The organism is Bacillus sp. EB106-08-02-XG196 (genome assembly GCF_013396335.1).
Taxonomy (GTDB): domain Bacteria; phylum Bacillota; class Bacilli; order Bacillales; family Cytobacillaceae; genus Neobacillus.
The window spans coordinates 169,371-185,717 of sequence record NZ_JABWSY010000004.1; the positions used below are offsets into that span (position 1 = coordinate 169,371).

General features: G+C 40.3%; 17 protein-coding genes. 7 read left to right on the plus strand and 10 right to left on the minus strand.

The window, feature by feature from the left end:
• Positions 1–4: 4 nt before the first annotated feature.
• Positions 5–1,033, minus strand: a complete 1,029-nt coding sequence (locus MLOOGBEN_RS08250) for a DmpA family aminopeptidase (RefSeq protein WP_179157777.1) — start codon at positions 1,031–1,033, stop codon at positions 5–7.
• Positions 1,030–1,965 (minus strand): dipeptidase, encoded by a 936-nt coding sequence (locus MLOOGBEN_RS08255; RefSeq protein WP_179157778.1) that lies wholly within the window; start codon positions 1,963–1,965, stop codon positions 1,030–1,032. The genes MLOOGBEN_RS08250 and MLOOGBEN_RS08255 overlap by 4 nt, the downstream gene beginning before the upstream one ends.
• 204 nt (positions 1,966–2,169) lie before the next feature.
• Between MLOOGBEN_RS08255 and MLOOGBEN_RS08260 the strand changes: the two genes are divergently transcribed.
• Together MLOOGBEN_RS08260 and MLOOGBEN_RS08265 are read left to right on the plus strand one after the other, a co-directional pair.
• Positions 2,170–2,319, plus strand: a complete 150-nt coding sequence (locus MLOOGBEN_RS08260; RefSeq protein WP_179157779.1) for a hypothetical protein — start codon at positions 2,170–2,172, stop codon at positions 2,317–2,319.
• Between the two features lie 129 nt (positions 2,320–2,448).
• Positions 2,449–3,084 carry an FMN-dependent NADH-azoreductase gene (locus MLOOGBEN_RS08265; RefSeq protein WP_179157780.1) on the plus strand — a complete coding sequence of 212 codons (636 nt, stop codon included), beginning with the start codon at positions 2,449–2,451 and terminating at the stop codon, positions 3,082–3,084.
• Between the two features lie 38 nt (positions 3,085–3,122).
• Here the strand turns inward: MLOOGBEN_RS08265 and MLOOGBEN_RS08270 are convergent, their stop codons facing one another.
• The 7 genes from MLOOGBEN_RS08270 to uraD all read right to left on the minus strand — a co-directional run bounded on the left by MLOOGBEN_RS08270 (position 3,123) and on the right by uraD (position 9,146).
• Positions 3,123–4,364, minus strand: a complete 1,242-nt coding sequence (locus tag MLOOGBEN_RS08270) for an ArgE/DapE family deacylase (protein ID WP_256988983.1) — start codon at positions 4,362–4,364, stop codon at positions 3,123–3,125.
• Between the two features lie 18 nt (positions 4,365–4,382).
• Entirely contained in the window at positions 4,383–5,669 is a 1,287-nt protein-coding gene (locus MLOOGBEN_RS08275) for a M20 family metallo-hydrolase (protein WP_256988984.1), read from the minus strand.
• Positions 5,608–6,981 (minus strand): allantoinase AllB, encoded by a 1,374-nt coding sequence (gene allB / locus MLOOGBEN_RS08280; protein WP_179157781.1) that lies wholly within the window; start codon positions 6,979–6,981, stop codon positions 5,608–5,610. Before allB ends, MLOOGBEN_RS08275 begins: the two co-directional genes overlap by 62 nt.
• Before the next feature lie 8 nt (positions 6,982–6,989).
• The gene (uraH, locus tag MLOOGBEN_RS08285; RefSeq protein WP_179157782.1) at positions 6,990–7,349 is read right to left on the minus strand and encodes a hydroxyisourate hydrolase; all 360 of its coding nucleotides are present in this window, start codon (positions 7,347–7,349) and stop codon (positions 6,990–6,992) included.
• Entirely contained in the window at positions 7,346–8,296 is a 951-nt protein-coding gene (gene pucL / locus MLOOGBEN_RS08290; protein ID WP_256988985.1) for a factor-independent urate hydroxylase, read from the minus strand. Before pucL ends, uraH begins: the two co-directional genes overlap by 4 nt.
• A 93-nt stretch (positions 8,297–8,389) precedes the next feature.
• Positions 8,390–8,548, minus strand: coding sequence for a hypothetical protein (locus MLOOGBEN_RS08295; protein ID WP_179157784.1), 159 nt, complete (start codon positions 8,546–8,548; stop codon positions 8,390–8,392).
• 85 nt (positions 8,549–8,633) lie between these two features.
• Positions 8,634–9,146 carry a 2-oxo-4-hydroxy-4-carboxy-5-ureidoimidazoline decarboxylase gene (uraD, locus tag MLOOGBEN_RS08300; protein ID WP_218781103.1) on the minus strand — a complete coding sequence of 171 codons (513 nt, stop codon included), beginning with the start codon at positions 9,144–9,146 and terminating at the stop codon, positions 8,634–8,636.
• A gap of 269 nt (positions 9,147–9,415) precedes the next feature.
• Between uraD and MLOOGBEN_RS08305 the strand changes: the two genes are divergently transcribed.
• From MLOOGBEN_RS08305 to adhE, 5 genes are all read left to right on the plus strand, one after another.
• Positions 9,416–9,886 carry a nucleoside deaminase gene (locus tag MLOOGBEN_RS08305; protein WP_179157785.1) on the plus strand — a complete coding sequence of 157 codons (471 nt, stop codon included), beginning with the start codon at positions 9,416–9,418 and terminating at the stop codon, positions 9,884–9,886.
• Between the two features lie 24 nt (positions 9,887–9,910).
• Complete coding sequence (gene ade / locus MLOOGBEN_RS08310; RefSeq protein ID WP_179157786.1) at positions 9,911–11,641, plus strand: adenine deaminase; 1,731 nt, start codon at positions 9,911–9,913, stop codon at positions 11,639–11,641.
• Between the two features lie 119 nt (positions 11,642–11,760).
• The gene (locus MLOOGBEN_RS08315) at positions 11,761–12,150 is read left to right on the plus strand and encodes an SET domain-containing protein (RefSeq protein WP_179157787.1); all 390 of its coding nucleotides are present in this window, start codon (positions 11,761–11,763) and stop codon (positions 12,148–12,150) included.
• Positions 12,151–12,316: 166 nt separating this feature from the next.
• Positions 12,317–12,544: a hypothetical protein gene (locus MLOOGBEN_RS08320; RefSeq protein ID WP_179157788.1), complete on the plus strand. Its 228-nt coding sequence runs from the start codon at positions 12,317–12,319 to the stop codon at positions 12,542–12,544.
• A gap of 90 nt (positions 12,545–12,634) precedes the next feature.
• Complete coding sequence (adhE, locus tag MLOOGBEN_RS08325) at positions 12,635–15,238, plus strand: bifunctional acetaldehyde-CoA/alcohol dehydrogenase (RefSeq protein ID WP_179157789.1); 2,604 nt, start codon at positions 12,635–12,637, stop codon at positions 15,236–15,238.
• A 90-nt stretch (positions 15,239–15,328) separates the two neighbouring features.
• On the opposite strand, the gene lacD is transcribed toward adhE, so the two are convergent.
• A complete protein-coding gene (gene lacD / locus MLOOGBEN_RS08330; RefSeq protein ID WP_179157790.1) occupies positions 15,329–16,336 on the minus strand; it encodes a tagatose-bisphosphate aldolase in 1,008 nt (335 codons plus the stop codon).
• Positions 16,337–16,347: the final 11 nt, after the last annotated feature.

Below are 16,347 nucleotides of genomic sequence, written 5' to 3' on the forward strand. Positions count from 1 at the left end.
TCATTCATTCCTCGCCCGTAAAGGTAATATTATTTACAACTCTTCCCGCTCTTCCTTTTGTGGTGACTGCCTGTGAAAGTGAGTTAAGAATCGCTTCCTCTGCTGCTTCTGCCGCCCCGGTGAATAGCTGATTCATCAGAGGGTGATCCTCGCGAAGTTGAGTCCTTTGTTCCATCGATTCTTCAGAAAAATGTTCTGATTTATGAGCTGTCGAAAAGGCGATGACGATATCCCCGCTGCCATGACTGAAATGACTGCCTGTTCTGCCGAGGCCAATTCCGCAGCGCTTGGATACACGCAATAGCTGCCTGTCACTTAGTGGAGCATCCGTGGCAAGCACAATGATAATGGAGCCATCAGCAGTATCTGAAAGTCCTTCCATTTTTGAATAACTGTATTTTTGTAGTTCTTCCTTTTTACCAAAGTTACTCAGGACTAAGCAGCCAATCATATATTCTCCAATGGTACGCGAAGACGTACCAATCCCGCCTTTATAACCAAAGCAAACCATCCCTTTACCAGCACCAACAGCGCCTTCCTCAGCCTGATGGTCTGAGGCATTTCTAATTGCTTCAATTGCATGGTCTGGTTTAACTGGAAATTTCCTAATTGAATTTAAGTAACTATCATTGCATTCTCCAACCACAATGTTAATGGTACCTGTTGTTTCTCCAATTTCAGGATTCTCAGCCAGCATGTATTCTAGCGTTCCTTGAGTAACTGCAGGCACTCCAAACGTATTTGTCAGCATAATGGGTGATTCTAACTGTCCTAATTCATTTACTTGAACAAGCCCGGTGGTTTTTCCAAAACCATTAATCACATAGCTCGCAGCTGTTACCTTCTGTTTAAATACATTGCCTTTGTGAGGGATTATCGCCGTAACTCCTGTGCAGGCATATTCGTTTCCGGATTCATCCAAAGGATAATCAAGCGTTACATGTCCAACCATTAAACCCTCAACATCGGTAATACAATTTTTGGGACCTGTTGGCAGCATGCCAACACTTATTCCTGTTTGTCTAACTTTCATCCTAACACTCCTGGCCGATGGTTGAGAAAGTTTTGATAAGCAAAACCTCTCACCTCATCCTCTTTAAAATGCTTTAATAATTCATTAATGAGATTTTGTGATTTCGAAGCGTCCTCTAAATTAGTAATAAATGTCCCTATCCCATCAAAATCGGACCCTAATCCAATATGGCTCACACCACCTAATGAGCAGAAATGATCAATATGCTTTACTAGATCAGAAATCGTTACCTCTCCTGCTCTTTTTATAAATGGAGGAAAATAAACAACATGGATCATAGCGTTCCTTTTAAACATCGCTGTTGCCTGTTCGTCTGTTAAATTACGAAGGTGATTACAAAGCGTGCGTGAATTAGAGTGGCTTGCAATTGGATACTTTGCTAATTCAATAACCTCCCAAATTCCCTTGTCGCTCAGATGAGAGATATCTGTCAGGATTTGGTGTTCATTATTAAACTGCACAATCTCTTTCCCAAAAAGCGTAAGCCCGCCGCCACGAGGTTCGCCTGCACCATCTGCTGCTAAATTCGCATTATTCCATGTCAAACCAATCGAACGAACCCCCAGTTGATGAAGGATATTGAGCTTCGTTAGATCGTTGCCGATGGCATCCACACCTTCAAGGGTTAGCATGGCACCAATTTGGCCGATATTAATTCTTTCAAAATCAGACCATTCTTTAATGTGGACCATATCTTGGTTTTTCCCGATTACTTCCTTGTAAAAATAATCGATTTGTACGAGTGCTTCTTGAAATTTCTGGTCAGAAGGAATGTCTGGCTCAATAAAAATGGCAAAGCACTGAACCTTGACTTGCCCTTTATGCAGCCTCATTTTATTCGTCTGCAATTCTTTTGCATTTGCAAAACGAAGCGAGCCTTTTCCTTCTGAAAGTTTAAGTAATGCATCACAATGGAGGTCAATTAATTTCATGATGATCCGACTCCTTTTTTTAAAAATTTTATCATAAATTAAGAAGAAAGGTTAAATAAGGAAAATAATATACCAAATACTAACACTTATCTAGTAAATAGTTACCAGTAAAAATAACATTTAGAATATTATAAATTACCTATTAATCATGATAAATAAATAGTAGAATTAAGTATACACTACAGTATGGAGGTGAATTTACCTATGACAAATAAACCAATTCATTATGATGGAAGTATTCAAAACAATGAAACTTCTGCTAGTAATTCAACAGTAAATGAGCAATTTACATTAACTGACGAAATGCGTGCGAACATTAGCGGAAACCCTTACATCAGCGAAAATAATAACTAAAAAATAAAAGGAGTTTGCCAAAACGCAAATTCCTTTTATTTTGGTTTATACCTGTTTTGTATCTGCATATATTTACATTCATTGCACAAACTAGAATGCATGCTTGATACAGAAAGGATCGATACGAAAATGACAAAAGTATTGTACATAACAGCTCATCCTCATGATGATACTCAGTCCTATAGTATGGCAGTAGGTAAAGCATTTCTTGATACCTATAAAGACGTAAATCCTGATCATGAAATTATTGATGTTGATCTATACAAAGTAGATGTTCCACATATTGATGTTGATGTCTTCAGCGGCTGGGGGAAGCTCCGGTCAGGAACGGATTTTAATGAGCTTTCCGCAGAAGAAAAGGCAAAAGTCGGCCGGCTTTCGGAGCTTAGTGAGCAATTTATTTCTGCTGATAAATATATATTTGTCACTCCATTATGGAACTTTTCCTTTCCACCTGTTATGAAGGCCTATCTGGATGCGGTATCAGTAGCAGGCAAAACCTTCAAATACACCGAAAAAGGTCCGATTGGCCTTTTAACAGATAAGAAAGCTCTTCATATCCAAGCCCGCGGTGGAATCTATTCCGAAGGACCTGCTGCAGCAATGGAGATGGGTCACCGCTACCTGGATATTATGATGCAATTCTACGGGGTCCCATCTTTCGAAGGTTTATTTATTGAAGGGCATAACGCAATGCCTGACAAAGCGCAGGAAATCAAAGAAAACGCCATCGCGCGGGCGAAAGATTTAGCCCATACTTTTTAAAATTCAAAGAGCCAACAAACTTAGTTGGCTCTTTGAATTTATTTTTCTGCTAATAAATCATAAAGGGTACATGCGACGATTTTGGTTGCAGCCTGTAAATCAGACAGTCGAATATTTTCATCTGCTCGATGTCCGTTTGCCTCTTCTAATACTTTGGGTCCTACTCCAAACATAATCGTAGGAATTCCTGCAGCATAGAAGTGTCGGGCATCTGTATATAGTGGTACTCCGTAAACAGGTAACTCACTTTCCTCTTTTAAAATCGAATGCCAGTTTGCAGCTAAGGCTTGAACTAAAGGCGTATTTTCCGGAGTTGGCCCAAAACTTTTAGCATGAAGGATTTTCTTGATTTCAATTTTGATGCCTGGGATATCTGATACTGCTTGATGAACTAGTTCCCTGAACTCATTCTCTGCGGCAATAAAGTCTTCTTCAGGAATTAATCGTCGGTCCACTCTAATCGTGCATTCATCTGGTACAACATTCGTATTGATCCCGCCTGAAATAAGCCCCACATTCAAGGTCGGAAAGTCAATCCCTGGGATAGATGATTTTATTTCTGCCAGTTTTTTACGATATTCATATAATACATTTACGATTTTATTAGTCGCCTCAATCGCATCAATACCCGTATGTGGCAGGGCTGCATGCGCGGACTTTCCTGTTGTTGTGATTTCAAAATGCAAGCACCCATTATGAGCGTTAACAGCTGAATAAGTAAACCCTGCAACAATGGCTTGATCAGGCTTGATATAACCTCTGTCAAGCAGCCACTTAGGACCTATTTCTCCTCCTGTCTCTTCATCAAACGTAAATGCCAGGTCCACCCTTCCAGAAAGCTTTTCTTTGACCTGATTTAAAGCAAGTACAGAGTAGGTATAAGCAGCGATATCAGACTTCGAAACGGCCACTCCTCGCCCATACATTTTTCCATCAATAATTTCTCCTCCATAGGGGTCGACACTCCACCCTAATCCAGGAGGGACCACATCTCCGTGTGCGTTTAAAACAACATTTGTCCCTTCTCCAAAAACTGTGGGGGCAAGGACGTTAGCCATACTAATCATCCCATTTGCTTTAACACTTTCTTCATCTACTTCAAGAAGAGATACATTTTCAAAACCGAGTTCCTGAAGCTGTTTCTCTAAAACACTGGCTATAGGTAAACAATCGCCAGCTGGATTATCCGAAGCTGTTTGAACTAATTTTTTTAAAAAGGAGATTAAACCTTCCTCCTGGTCCTGTATCCACTGCACCATTTTTGCTTTATCTTGATTCAAAAAAAAACCTCCTCCGTGCTAGTAAGCTAATTGATGTAATAATTGTATAAGTACCTCTAAACCTGTTTCTAAGTCTTTGGTCGACGTATACTCGAGTGGTGAATGACTAATGCCGCCATGACTGGGTACAAATAGGATGGTTGTAGGGCAAACTCGTGCATACAGCTGAGCGTCATGACCTGCACCACTATTCATCCAATGGGAGGAAGTCATACTCCGTGTGCAGATACTTTGGATGATTTCATTAAGCCCGCTATCCATCTGGGCAGGGTGAACCTCATGCCACATCTCCACTTGGATATCCAAATCTAGTTTTTTCGCATTGTCTTGAAACTTCTGGGTGAATTGCTGACAAAATGAGCGTAAAACCGATTCATTCGGATGTCTCGCATCGACTGTAAACTGAACTTGATTAGGTATTACATTGGGCACATTGGGCTCCACAAAGAGCTGCCCCACACTTGTTACCAGATCTTCGTCGTATTGCTTCACACTTTCATATAAGTCATGAATCATGTTTACCGCCCCATGAAGAGCGTCTCTTCTCCATTTCATTGAAGTTGTACCAACGTGGTTAGATTCTCCGTTCACGCTAATCCGAAACCGTTTTTGACCGACAATGGCTTTTACTATTCCAATTGATTTTTCTACTTTTTCAAGGGTGGGTCCTTGCTCGATATGTAGTTCAATAAAGGTTTGAATATCCTTTCGGACCCTGTATTCAGAATTTCTAAATCCAGCAGCCATCATGGCTGTTTCAAAGCTAATTCCCTCCGAATCCTTAATATCCACAATATCTTTATAAGAATATATACCAGTCATCATGCCTGACCCCCACAATGCCAATGGAAAGCGGCTCCCTTCCTCTTCGCAAAAAGAAACCACCTCAAGATTAATGGCTGGCTGTCCATACTTCTTTTTTAAAAATTCTAAAGCCATGATTCCAGCTATAATTCCATATGCACCGTCGTATTTACCACCTGATTTAACGGTGTCGACATGGGAGCCAATAAGAATAGTCTTGGCATTTTGATTAGGTGAAGCCAATCTCCCAAATAGGTTTCCAATAGAATCATAATTTGATAGCAGCCCCACTTCCTCCATCCATCCCTTTAAGGCTTGCTGGGCTTCTTTCCAAGGCTGGGAATAAAGTGTTCGAGTTACACCTCCATCTGGCTCTCCCCCAAATGAAGCTAACCACTGTATTGCCTCTTCTATATTAATGGGGAATTGACCCATAAACTCACTTCCTTGGCTGTAGATACTGACCATACTTTTCTTCCGTTCCCCCTGCTTGATCGTCATAAATTACTTTTCCTCTTAAAATGGTTTTCTTTATTTTCATCAGAAAAGTTCTATTTTCATAGGGAGAATATTTATTTCGAAAAGCAATCGAAGACTGGTCGGCAAACGTTGTTTCGTCCAATGAAATCAGGGCTAAATCCGCATCTAATCCAGGGCGAATTCTTCCTTTCTTCTCTGATATTCCAAAACGATCAGCCACATTAGCAGTGCCCATCGGGAGTATATCTTTAAGTGGAATTCTCCTTTTCAAAGCCTCATCTAATAAAGCAAGCCAGGTAAATTGTACACCTTGGATTCCACCCCATGCCTCCCAAATGGAATCAGTATTTTTCATGGAATAAAGACATGGCGAGTGATCGGAGCCAATCGTATCAATCCAGCCATTGGTGATACATTCCCATAATCCTTCTACCTTTTCCCGTGGTCGAAGCGGCGGTGCACATTTAAGAATAGGACCCTTTTTAAGGAAATCTTCTTCGTCAAAAATTAAATAGTGGGGACAGGTTTCTACGGTAACGTTTATTCCACTTTTCTTTGCTTGTTGAATTGTTTTTACTACTTTTGGTGAACTGATATGAACGAAATGGATTGCCGTACCATATTTTGAGGCTAACTCCAGTGCAGAAATTACTGCCTGTTCTTCAGCTGATATTGGCCGGCTGGCGAGAAATGCCTTTCGCTCATTCATGTTATATTGATTTTTATAAAAGGTAGTAAGGTTATGAATGTCTTCCTGCGATTCTGCATGCAGGGCGAGGATTTTATTTTGGTCTGCGGCAATCTTCATAGCCTGTTTTAATTGTTCTGGTGCGACATAGGGAAAATCATCGATGCCGCTATCTGACATAAATGCTTTCCACCCGATAATTCCCTTTGACATTTGGGCTAGTTCTGCTTTATTTTGAACATTATTACCCGTCATGCCTCCCCACAGTGCGTAGTCAATATAAGACTTAGAGGTAAGATATTCACTTTTATTGTGCAAATTTTTCACGTTTGTCACGGACGGAGAACAATTCAGGGGCATATCAAAAATAGTGGTGGTGCCGCCAATGGCTGCGGAAAGGCTGCCAGTTTCAATTCCTTCCCAATCAGTCCGGCCAGGGTCGTTAAAATGAACATGTGCATCAATAAAACCGGGAACAACCAGGTAACCTCCTGCATCGATGATATTGACATCGTTTCCTTTCAAGGGTTCGTGATTACTGTCGTAGAGAGCCTCTATTACGCCATCTATAATTTTTATACACGTATGTCGAAATCCACTGCCTGTAAAAACATAGCCGTTTTTCACCCAAAGTTCTGTTTTCATTTTCCCTCCTAACTCCCTCGGTAGGTACTATACCCTCCTGGTGAAATCAAAAGCGGCACATGATAGTGGGAAGCCGGTTCTGAAATACCAAATCGTACGGGCACACAGTCTAGAAAGAAGGGATCTTCAGTGGATGCTCCTCGATTTCGGTAATAGTCGCCAACATGGAAATGCAGTTCATAGATTCCCTTTTTCATATATTCCCCTTCCAATAAGGGATGATTTAATCTACCATCTTCATTTGTATAGGAAGATTGGATGGTCTCTATCCCATTATTTTGACCAACACGTACTAACTCCACTAACACACCGCTAGCTGGCTTTCCAATACTTATATCAAGGACATGTGTTGTCAGTTTCCCTGTCATTTACTTTCCTCTTTAGAATCTAGGTCATCACGCGTCATCGAAAAACATTGGAAACCGTATGGGGGACGGGGTTCAGTAAATACTTTTCCATCTTGTGAGGTAGGAATTTCGTCTAAAATCGTCTCCCAAGTCCGATTATTCGATTCAAAGCGAACCTCTGCTAATTGTGGAAAGCGTTCTAGGATTCTTGTACCAATTCGATAAATGAGATTTTGGATGGAAGGTGAGTTTGCCTCATGAAAGACCGTGTAAGCTATATCTCTTACCTGCTCTGCTGCCACATAACCATCCGATGTATTTCCTCTTGCATCCTCAAGATCATTATAACGCCAGTCAATATTTAAAAAGATAAACAGCGGGCGGTCAAAGGATTCCGGTAATGTCGTATATTCATCCTTCACGTAGCCGTAGAACGAGCTTCCCTTTACCTTAATCAATTTCAGACCCTTTAAACTGCTTACTTGATCGGTAGTGATGGTTTCGTTTTTATTACGTTTCACCTCAACAGAGGCACCGGCCTGTTCATTTAAAGAATAACGAAATACGAGTGGACTTGGTTCAAACGTTCCATTTGTAGGAACAGGAAGATCTTCAAAGGAAATTTGTTCTCCTGAGATGCTGACGCCTGTCATATGGGAATAGGTTTCAAGAAAGCGGCGGGCGACAAATTCAAGAAATCCCTCTTGTGTCGCACCCTGATAATCTCCTGCATGCTTGAGGATGAAGTTTTTCATTGAATCCGTAGCGACCACTAGTTTGTTATCGCCATCTTTAAATGAGGGGAAAAATCCTTCACCTTCTACGGCGACTTTTACATTCATGCCAAACAGAATGTTTTTTCGGCCGGAGAAGGTGGATTCGGGAATAGTGCGAACTTCAGTTAACGGCTTAGCATAGGTGCGATAAACCCATACATCTGCTTTTCCGTAGCTCATCGTTCTTTTCATATTTGAAGCCTCCTTTAGTTTGTTGAAAGGCTTGGAAAACATTGATTATGGTAAATCTGCATTGACCCATAACTTATTTTCCTTATGTTTCGGTCACTCCAGACACCCTGCATTAACCGAAAGTTCTTCTTTTTCTTTGCTTCGGTCATTCCAGACACCCTGCATTGACCGAAAGCTCTTCTTTTTCTTTGTTTCGGTCACTCCAGACACCCTGCATTGACCGAAAGCTCTTCTTTTTTTTGCTTCGGTCATTCAGACACCCTGCATTGACCGAAAGCTCTTCTTTTTTTTGCTTCGGTCATTCCAGACTGAAGATGCTTCTCAAAAACAGATTCTATTAACTTTTGAATATATCATTCAATCGGAAGCCTGCAATTTTATAGACTTCAAGTAACGCGATGTTAAACTCTTGATTGTAAGAGTTATTAACTCTTTGCTTCATTGCAGCAAGAATACTTTCTTTGCTTTGCCCTATCACGGCCAAAATAAACGGAAATTTAAACTTCTGTACATAGCACCGATTGAGGGAAACAAACTCCTCAAGTTCCTCCTTTGAAAGCTGATTAAGCCCTGCACCAGCTTGTTCCTTCTTAGAAATCTCAGACATTTGCAATCTAGTTCCTAAATCAGGATGTTCACACAGTAATGCCAATTGCATAGATTTCTCCGCATTTTGAACAATGTCAATCATCGTTTGTAAAAGGTGTTCATGAGATTCAAAAGGGATATTTTCCCACGCTGCAGAAGCCACCCACGGTGAGTGTTCAAACACCCAGCCTACTTTTTGTATAAACTCCTTCCTGTTCATTTGATTTACTTCCTCACATTCCATCCATTCATTTACATTCATCGTTTCACCCCTCACTTCCAGCTGGCTTACCGTTAAAACTATGTATATTCTAGACTTCCTAAAAATACATCAACTGTTCATTCTCTATTTTTATGAACCTTACAATGAATGTAAGTTTTATTGATTAGTAAACTCGTCCGGTCATTTTTCAATATACGATCGAAATGACGAAATAGTATTTACATAAGGGTCATATACTCTACTATAGCTTTGGGTCTTTAATTACCACTTTTGAACGATCAAAAAATACGAAAGAATGGAGAGGTTACATGTCAGATATTCAATTTATGAAAAAGGCAATTGATGAAGCACTTAATAATGTTCTATCCAAACATGGGGGTCCGTTCGGGGCGATTGTGGTAAAAGACGGGAAAATAATCGGTACTGGACGAAATGAGGTCACCACATCGAACGACCCAACTGCACATGCAGAAGTCCAGGCCATTCGTGATGCTTGCAAGTACTTAAACGACTTTCAGCTTACTGATTGTGAAATTTACACGAGCTGTGAACCCTGTCCAATGTGCATCGGTGCCATTTATTGGGCGAGACCAAAGGCCGTTTATTATGCATGCACGAAACAGGATGCGGCAAAGATAGGGTTTGATGATCAATTCATTTATGAGCAACTTGAACTCCCAATGGAACATCGAAAAATACCCATGCAGCAAATTTTCCCCGACGATGGTGATCTCCCTTTTCGAACTTGGGAAAGCACTAAGAACAAAGTAGAATACTAATCTGATAGTAGAGGATGTTGGGCAATGGAGAGAAATCAATTAAGGAGAAGAATCTCTGTGGCTTCAGGAAAAGAACCTGCGGATACGGTTGTGAAAAATGGCAGGATTGTTGATGTTTTTAATGGGGAAATACTCGAAGGTGATATCGCCATTGTGGATGGTTATTTCGCAGGTATCGGAGAATATGAAGGGAAACATATTGTTGATGCTAACGGTCAGTATGTACTTCCTGCCTTTATTGACGGTCATGTTCATATCGAATCGTCCTTGGTGACACCAAGTGAATTCGCAAAAGTCCTGCTGCCGCATGGAGTAACGACCGTTATTGCTGATCCCCACGAGATTGCAAATGTCTTAGGCACTGCTGGTATTCAATATATGCTAGATTCTTCCGAAAACCTTCCTTTCGATTTTTATATTATGCTTCCATCTTGCGTTCCAGCGACAAGCTTTGAAAACTCAGGTGCAATTTTAACAGCGGAGAATTTAAAACCCTTTTATCAACATTCTCGAGTCCTTGGATTAGCAGAAGTTATGAATTTCCCTGCAGTCCTTCATGCTGAGGAGGATATGCTGAATAAAATATCTGACGCAAAACAATTGTGTAAAAAAGTCGATGGTCATGCCGCGGGGTTGTCTAAGAGAGATTTGAATGTCTATATGGCTGCAGGTATTCGGACCGACCATGAGAGTACCACAGCTCTAGAAGCTAAAGAGCGCCTTAAGAGCGGAATGTATTTAATGATTCGTGAGGGTACTGTTGCAAGGGATTTACGCAATTTGATTCCAGTTGTAAATCAGTATAATTCCCGCAGGTGCTTATTTGTTACGGATGATAAACATCTAGATGACCTTGTGCTCGAGGGCAGCATTGATCACAATGTGAGGCTGGCGATTGCAGAAGGACTTTCCCCTATAACCGCTATTCAAATGGCTACCATCAATGCCGCGGAATGTTTTGGGCTCCAAGATAAGGGGGCCATCGCAGCAGGTTATAAAGCAGATTTTTCCTTCGTTGAGGACCTTGAAAGTATCAGAATCTCACATGTATATAAAGATGGAATGGCAGTCGTCGAAGATGGAAAATTGATTATTGACTGTAATAATAATCATAAGAATGGTTTGGGTAAGTCAGTCCATTTTGATGATCTCATAGAAATGAATTTGAATATTTCCTTATTCTCAAAAAAGGCAAATATCATCGAAATCATTCCTAATAGCCTTATTACTCAACATATCGTGGAAGAAGTGGAAATCTGCGATCAAGGTTTCTTCCAGCCCTCTATCACTGCTGATCAATTAAAGCTTGCCGTAATCGAACGCCATCATATGACGAAGCAAATTGGTTTAGGAATTGTCAAAGGCTTAGGGTTAAAAAATGGCGCGATTGCCACCACGATTGCCCATGATTCGCATAATCTTATTATTGCTGGAACCAATGATCGTGATATGACTTTAGCTGCAAATAGGATTAAAAAAATGCAGGGCGGGCTGATTGTCATTAAAGATGGCCAAATCCTCGCATCATTAGAGTTGCCCATTGCAGGATTAATATCTGACCGCCCTTACCGGGAAATATATGCGAGTCTAAATAACCTTCATATTGCTCTCGAAAAGCTTGGAGCAAACAGTCATTTCAATCCCTTTTTAACCCTTTCCTTTTTAGCCCTGCCCGTCATTCCTGAACTAAAGCTTACGGACAAAGGCTTGTTTAAGGTATCTAAATTTGAACATATCACTATCTGTTCTGAGTAAATTTTGTGCTTTTTAGACATACTATCATGCGAGTTAACCGAAAACGGTTGCGTTCAATGTAATTACCTGTCAAACTAATAGGATGAATTGACTTCAAAGAAAGTATGTAGGTGACAATCATGATAGAAATAAAAACATCAAAACTCAGCGATGGGGAGTTCAATAGAGGTGTATTTGCAACACGTGATATAAAAAAAGGCGAACTGATCCATGAAGCACCCGTTATCGCCTATCCAAATGCGGAGCATGAACATATTGAAAAAACCTTGCTTGCCGATTATGCATTTGAATATGGAATCAACCACACATGCCTTCTCTTAGGTTATGGAATGCTATTTAATCATTCTTATCAGCCAAATGCCACTTATGAGATAAATTTTCCAAACCATACCTTTGACTTCTTTGCGTACAAAGACATTAAAGCTGGTGAAGAGATTCTTATCAACTATAATGGCGATGAAGAGGATCAAGAACTACTTTGGTTTGATAAAGAGAAACAAGAAAACTAACAGCCCATCAATTGGGCTGTTTTTTTGCCTCCTGTCCTCCACTTAGGTAAAAAGGACCATTTTCGGTATATTTGTTAATATTTCAAGGTTTGTTCAATATTTCACAAACTATTGTTGAAAATCGGTGTTATTATAAACTTATAAAAGGTTCAAGGAGTGATATGACATGATGGTATGTGAATGGAAATCCTTTTCAACAGATTCTGAAACGTATACACAAGAAACTTTCGAAGAAACTGTTGGTGATGAATTTGAGGCGATGATGTTCAAGGATAATGAAAACATTCCAACGTATATATGGACTGTAAACTTTGTCATCGTTGTAAAAAAATATTCAAAGGTCCTTACTGACATATCCTTTGAAAAGATACCACGAAACCCTGTATGCGAGTAACAATGTAAGTCATATATATTCTGTTTGTTATTTTTTTTACAGCTACTTGTGAAATATATCACAAAGTTTTAAGAAATTGGAGGAATTAAAATGGCAGTGGCAGAAAAAATGAGCAAGGATATACAAAGTGTAACGACAATGGTGGATACCTTGGTGGAAAATGGTCTAAAAGCGTTAGAAGAATTCCGCAGCTTTGACCAAGAAATGATTGATACGATTGTGAAGCAAATGGCCTTAGCTGGACTTGATCAGCATATGCAGCTTGCAAAACTTGCTGTTGAAGAAACCAAACGAGGCGTTTATGAAGATAAGATTATTAAAAATATGTTTGCAACTGAATATGTCTATCATAATATCAAATATGATAAAACCGTTGGCATTATCAACGAAAACGAACATGAAGGCATCATTGAAATTGCCGAACCCGTTGGCGTAATTGCAGGTGTTACACCGGTAACCAATCCAACATCCACAACAATGTTTAAAGCACTAATCTCTATAAAAACGAGAAATCCAATTGTTTTTGCCTTCCATCCATCCGCACAAAAATGCAGCAGCGAAGCGGCAAGAATCCTTAGGGATGCAGCGATAAAGGCAGGGGCTCCTGAGAATTGCATCCAATGGATTGAAACGCCATCCATTGAGGCTACACAAGCACTGATGAATCACTCAAGGATATCTATGATTCTTGCAACTGGCGGTGCAGGAATGGTCAAATCCGCTTATAGCTCTGGTAAACCAGCCCTCGGTGTAGGACCTGGAAATGTTCCATGCTATATGGAGAAATCAGCCAATATCCATCAAGCAGTGAACGACTTAATTTTATCAAAGACGTTTGACAATGGAATGATTTGTGCATCTGAACAGGCTGTGATTATTGATCAAGAAATTTATTCTCAAGTCAAAAATGAAATGATTGCAAATAATTGTTATTTTTTAAATGAAGAAGAAAAAGAAAAAGTTGAAAAATTAGTTATTAATGAAGTTTCATGTGCCGTTAATCCGAATATTGTTGGAATGGCTGCAAGTAAAATTGCTGCATTGGCAGGAGTAACAGTTCCAGAAAACACAAAAATACTTGTAGCTGAATTAAATGGTGTCGGACCAGGCTACCCGCTATCAAGAGAAAAATTAAGTCCAGTCCTAGCCTGTTACAAGGCAAGCAATCTTGAAGAAGGCTTAAAAAGAGCAGAAGAAATGCTAGAGTTTGGCGGGTTAGGACATTCTGCGGTCATCCATTCCCAAGACCAAACAGTAATTAAGCAGTATGGCTACCGGATGAAGGCTGGAAGAATCATTGTCAATGCCCCATCATCACAGGGTGCCATCGGTGATATTTACAATGCTTACATGCCTTCACTAACACTTGGCTGTGGTTCATATGGAGGAAATTCTGTTTCCACTAACGTTGGTGCGATTCACTTAATCAATATCAAAAAAGTAGCCCAAAGGAATGTTAATATGCAATGGTTTAAAGTTCCAGCCAAAATATATTTCGAAAAAAACTCCACTCAGTATTTAGCTAAAATGCCGAAGATTTCTAAAGCATTCATTGTAACGGACCCTGGAATGGTGAAACTAGGGTATGTTGATAAGGTACTTTATTATTTAAGGAAACGTCCGGATTATGTTCATTGTGAAATTTTTTCAGAGGTAGAGCCAGATCCATCCATTGAAACGGTTATGAAGGGCACCGAAATGATGGCTAAATTCCAGCCGGATGTAATCATTGCTCTCGGCGGTGGGTCAGCGATGGATGCTGCCAAAGGGATGTGGCTGTTCTATGAGAATCCAGAATCTGAATTCTTTGGGTTAAAACAGAAATTTCTCGATATCCGAAAACGAATTGTGAAATATCCTAAGTTAGGTGAAAAGGCACAATTTGTTGCGATTCCAACCACCTCTGGAACAGGTTCGGAAGTAACTTCCTTTTCCGTCATAACGGATAAGGAGGCAAATATTAAATATCCGCTTGCCGATTATGAATTAACACCAGATGTAGCGATTATTGATCCGCAATTTGTAATGACTGTTCCTAAACATATTACGGCGGATACTGGAATGGATGTATTGACCCATGCCATTGAGGCTTATGTGTCTTGTATGGCTAATGATTATACAGATGGACTTGCAATGAAAGCCATCCAGCTTGTATTTGAATACCTGCCAAGAGCCTATCGAAATGGCAGTGACGAATTGGCACGTGAAAAAGTGCATAATGCTTCAACGATTGCTGGTATGGCCTTTGCGAATGCCTTCCTTGGTATCAATCATAGCCTTGCCCATAAGCTCGGCTCAGAATTCCATATCGCTCATGGACGTGCAAATACAATATTAATGCCGCATGTCATTCGCTATAATGCTGCCAAACCGAATAAGTTTACAGCATTCCCGAAATACGCACACTTTGTGGCAGATAAGCGCTATGCAGAAATTGCACGAACACTTGGACTGCCTGCGAATACCACAGAAGAAGGAGTTGAAAGCCTAGTTCAAGCGATCATTCGCCTGGCAAAAGAGCTTGATATCCCAATGAGTATCGAAGCAAATAATATTGAGGCAGACACTTTTGAAAGCAAGGTTGACTACCTCGCAGATAAGGCATTTGAAGACCAATGTACCACTGCTAACCCTAAGCTTCCATTAGTTACAGAATTGGCAGAGATTTACCGTCAAGCATATAAGGGAGTTTAAAAGAGTATTAGGAAATCAAGCGAAAAAGCCATCTAACATAGATGGCTTTTTTTATCCATATCACTACCTATTTTAAAAATAGCCACTAACTTAATAGGCTGCGAAGCTATTATTTTTAACCTTATCGAACCAAGAGCTGGCGGACTCTTTCAAAACAACATTTAGTTCTTCGATATTTTTTTTGCCCAGGATTTGCAACCATTCACGGCTGGCTTCCTCACCACCTGAAGCAAATGGGGCAACCCCGTCTTTCCAGGTGGCACGGCCGCATAACACACCATTAAAGCTAGAACCGGAGTCTTTTGCAAATTTCAAAGTCTCTTGGAATAGCGCAGCGCTTACTCCTGCACTTAAAAAGATAAACGGAAGCTGTGTGGACTCACTTTGCTCTTTGAAATACGCAGCGGCTTCTGCCTGACTATATACGGTTTCACCTTCTGTATACCCTTCAACAAAATTCATATCCACGGGAACTTCTACTTTCAGCACATCAACTTGATATTGTGGCTTGGAAAACTCCCTCATGGCTTCAATCACTTTATGCGGCTTCACTTTTGCATACTCTTTACTTTTTACATCATCAATATTGGCATCATAAGAGACGATTTCCAAGAAAAACGGAATATCCTCGGCAGCACACTCGGAACCTACCCGTTCCATATATACATGTTTATAGTCATTGATTTTCTCATCTTCATCGACATCATAGTACAATAAAAATTTTACGGCATCGGCACCTGCTTCTTTCAACCGTTTCACTGACCATTCTGGCAGTAAATCAGGCAGGCGGCCCACAGCTGTTGCATCGTATCCGGTCTTTTCATAGGCGACCAATAAACCGGAGTCTTTGCTGCGGACTTTAGCCGCTGGCAGTCCATATTCTGGATCTAATAGAATCGCAGTTGAATAAGGTGTTAATTCTTCTGAAACCAATTCTTTAAAGCGGATAATACCTTCATCTCCAACTGGTTTCGTACTTCCTGAGGCAATCATTTTTTTCAACGAACCGCGTTGATCAATTGCTAAAGCCCCAATAATACCATTTTCATCAGATAAACGCTTTAAAGCGTCCAATTTGTTTTTTGTTAATTCTAGCATCGATATTCCTC

Excerpts from the sequence above, each read along its gene's own strand:
- MLOOGBEN_RS08250 (WP_179157777.1), bottom strand. The coding sequence starts at position 1,033 with ATGAAAGTTAGACAAACAGGAATAAGTGTTGGCATGCTGCCAACAGGT.
- MLOOGBEN_RS08255 (WP_179157778.1), bottom strand. The coding sequence starts at position 1,965 with ATGAAATTAATTGACCTCCATTGTGATGCATTACTTAAACTTTCAGAA.
- MLOOGBEN_RS08260 (WP_179157779.1), top strand. The coding sequence starts at position 2,170 with ATGACAAATAAACCAATTCATTATGATGGAAGTATTCAAAACAATGAA.
- MLOOGBEN_RS08265 (WP_179157780.1), top strand. The coding sequence starts at position 2,449 with ATGACAAAAGTATTGTACATAACAGCTCATCCTCATGATGATACTCAG.
- MLOOGBEN_RS08275 (WP_256988984.1), bottom strand. The coding sequence starts at position 5,669 with ATGACGATCAAGCAGGGGGAACGGAAGAAAAGTATGGTCAGTATCTAC.
- allB (WP_179157781.1), bottom strand. The coding sequence starts at position 6,981 with ATGAAAACAGAACTTTGGGTGAAAAACGGCTATGTTTTTACAGGCAGT.
- uraH (WP_179157782.1), bottom strand. The coding sequence starts at position 7,349 with ATGACAGGGAAACTGACAACACATGTCCTTGATATAAGTATTGGAAAG.
- pucL (WP_256988985.1), bottom strand. The coding sequence starts at position 8,296 with ATGAAAAGAACGATGAGCTACGGAAAAGCAGATGTATGGGTTTATCGC.
- MLOOGBEN_RS08295 (WP_179157784.1), bottom strand. The coding sequence starts at position 8,548 with ATGACCGAAGCAAAAAAAAGAAGAGCTTTCGGTCAATGCAGGGTGTCT.
- uraD (WP_218781103.1), bottom strand. The coding sequence starts at position 9,146 with ATGAATGTAAATGAATGGATGGAATGTGAGGAAGTAAATCAAATGAAC.
- MLOOGBEN_RS08305 (WP_179157785.1), top strand. The coding sequence starts at position 9,416 with ATGTCAGATATTCAATTTATGAAAAAGGCAATTGATGAAGCACTTAAT.
- ade (WP_179157786.1), top strand. The coding sequence starts at position 9,911 with ATGGAGAGAAATCAATTAAGGAGAAGAATCTCTGTGGCTTCAGGAAAA.
- MLOOGBEN_RS08315 (WP_179157787.1), top strand. The coding sequence starts at position 11,761 with ATGATAGAAATAAAAACATCAAAACTCAGCGATGGGGAGTTCAATAGA.
- MLOOGBEN_RS08320 (WP_179157788.1), top strand. The coding sequence starts at position 12,317 with ATGATGGTATGTGAATGGAAATCCTTTTCAACAGATTCTGAAACGTAT.
- adhE (WP_179157789.1), top strand. The coding sequence starts at position 12,635 with ATGGCAGTGGCAGAAAAAATGAGCAAGGATATACAAAGTGTAACGACA.
- lacD (WP_179157790.1), bottom strand. The coding sequence starts at position 16,336 with ATGCTAGAATTAACAAAAAACAAATTGGACGCTTTAAAGCGTTTATCT.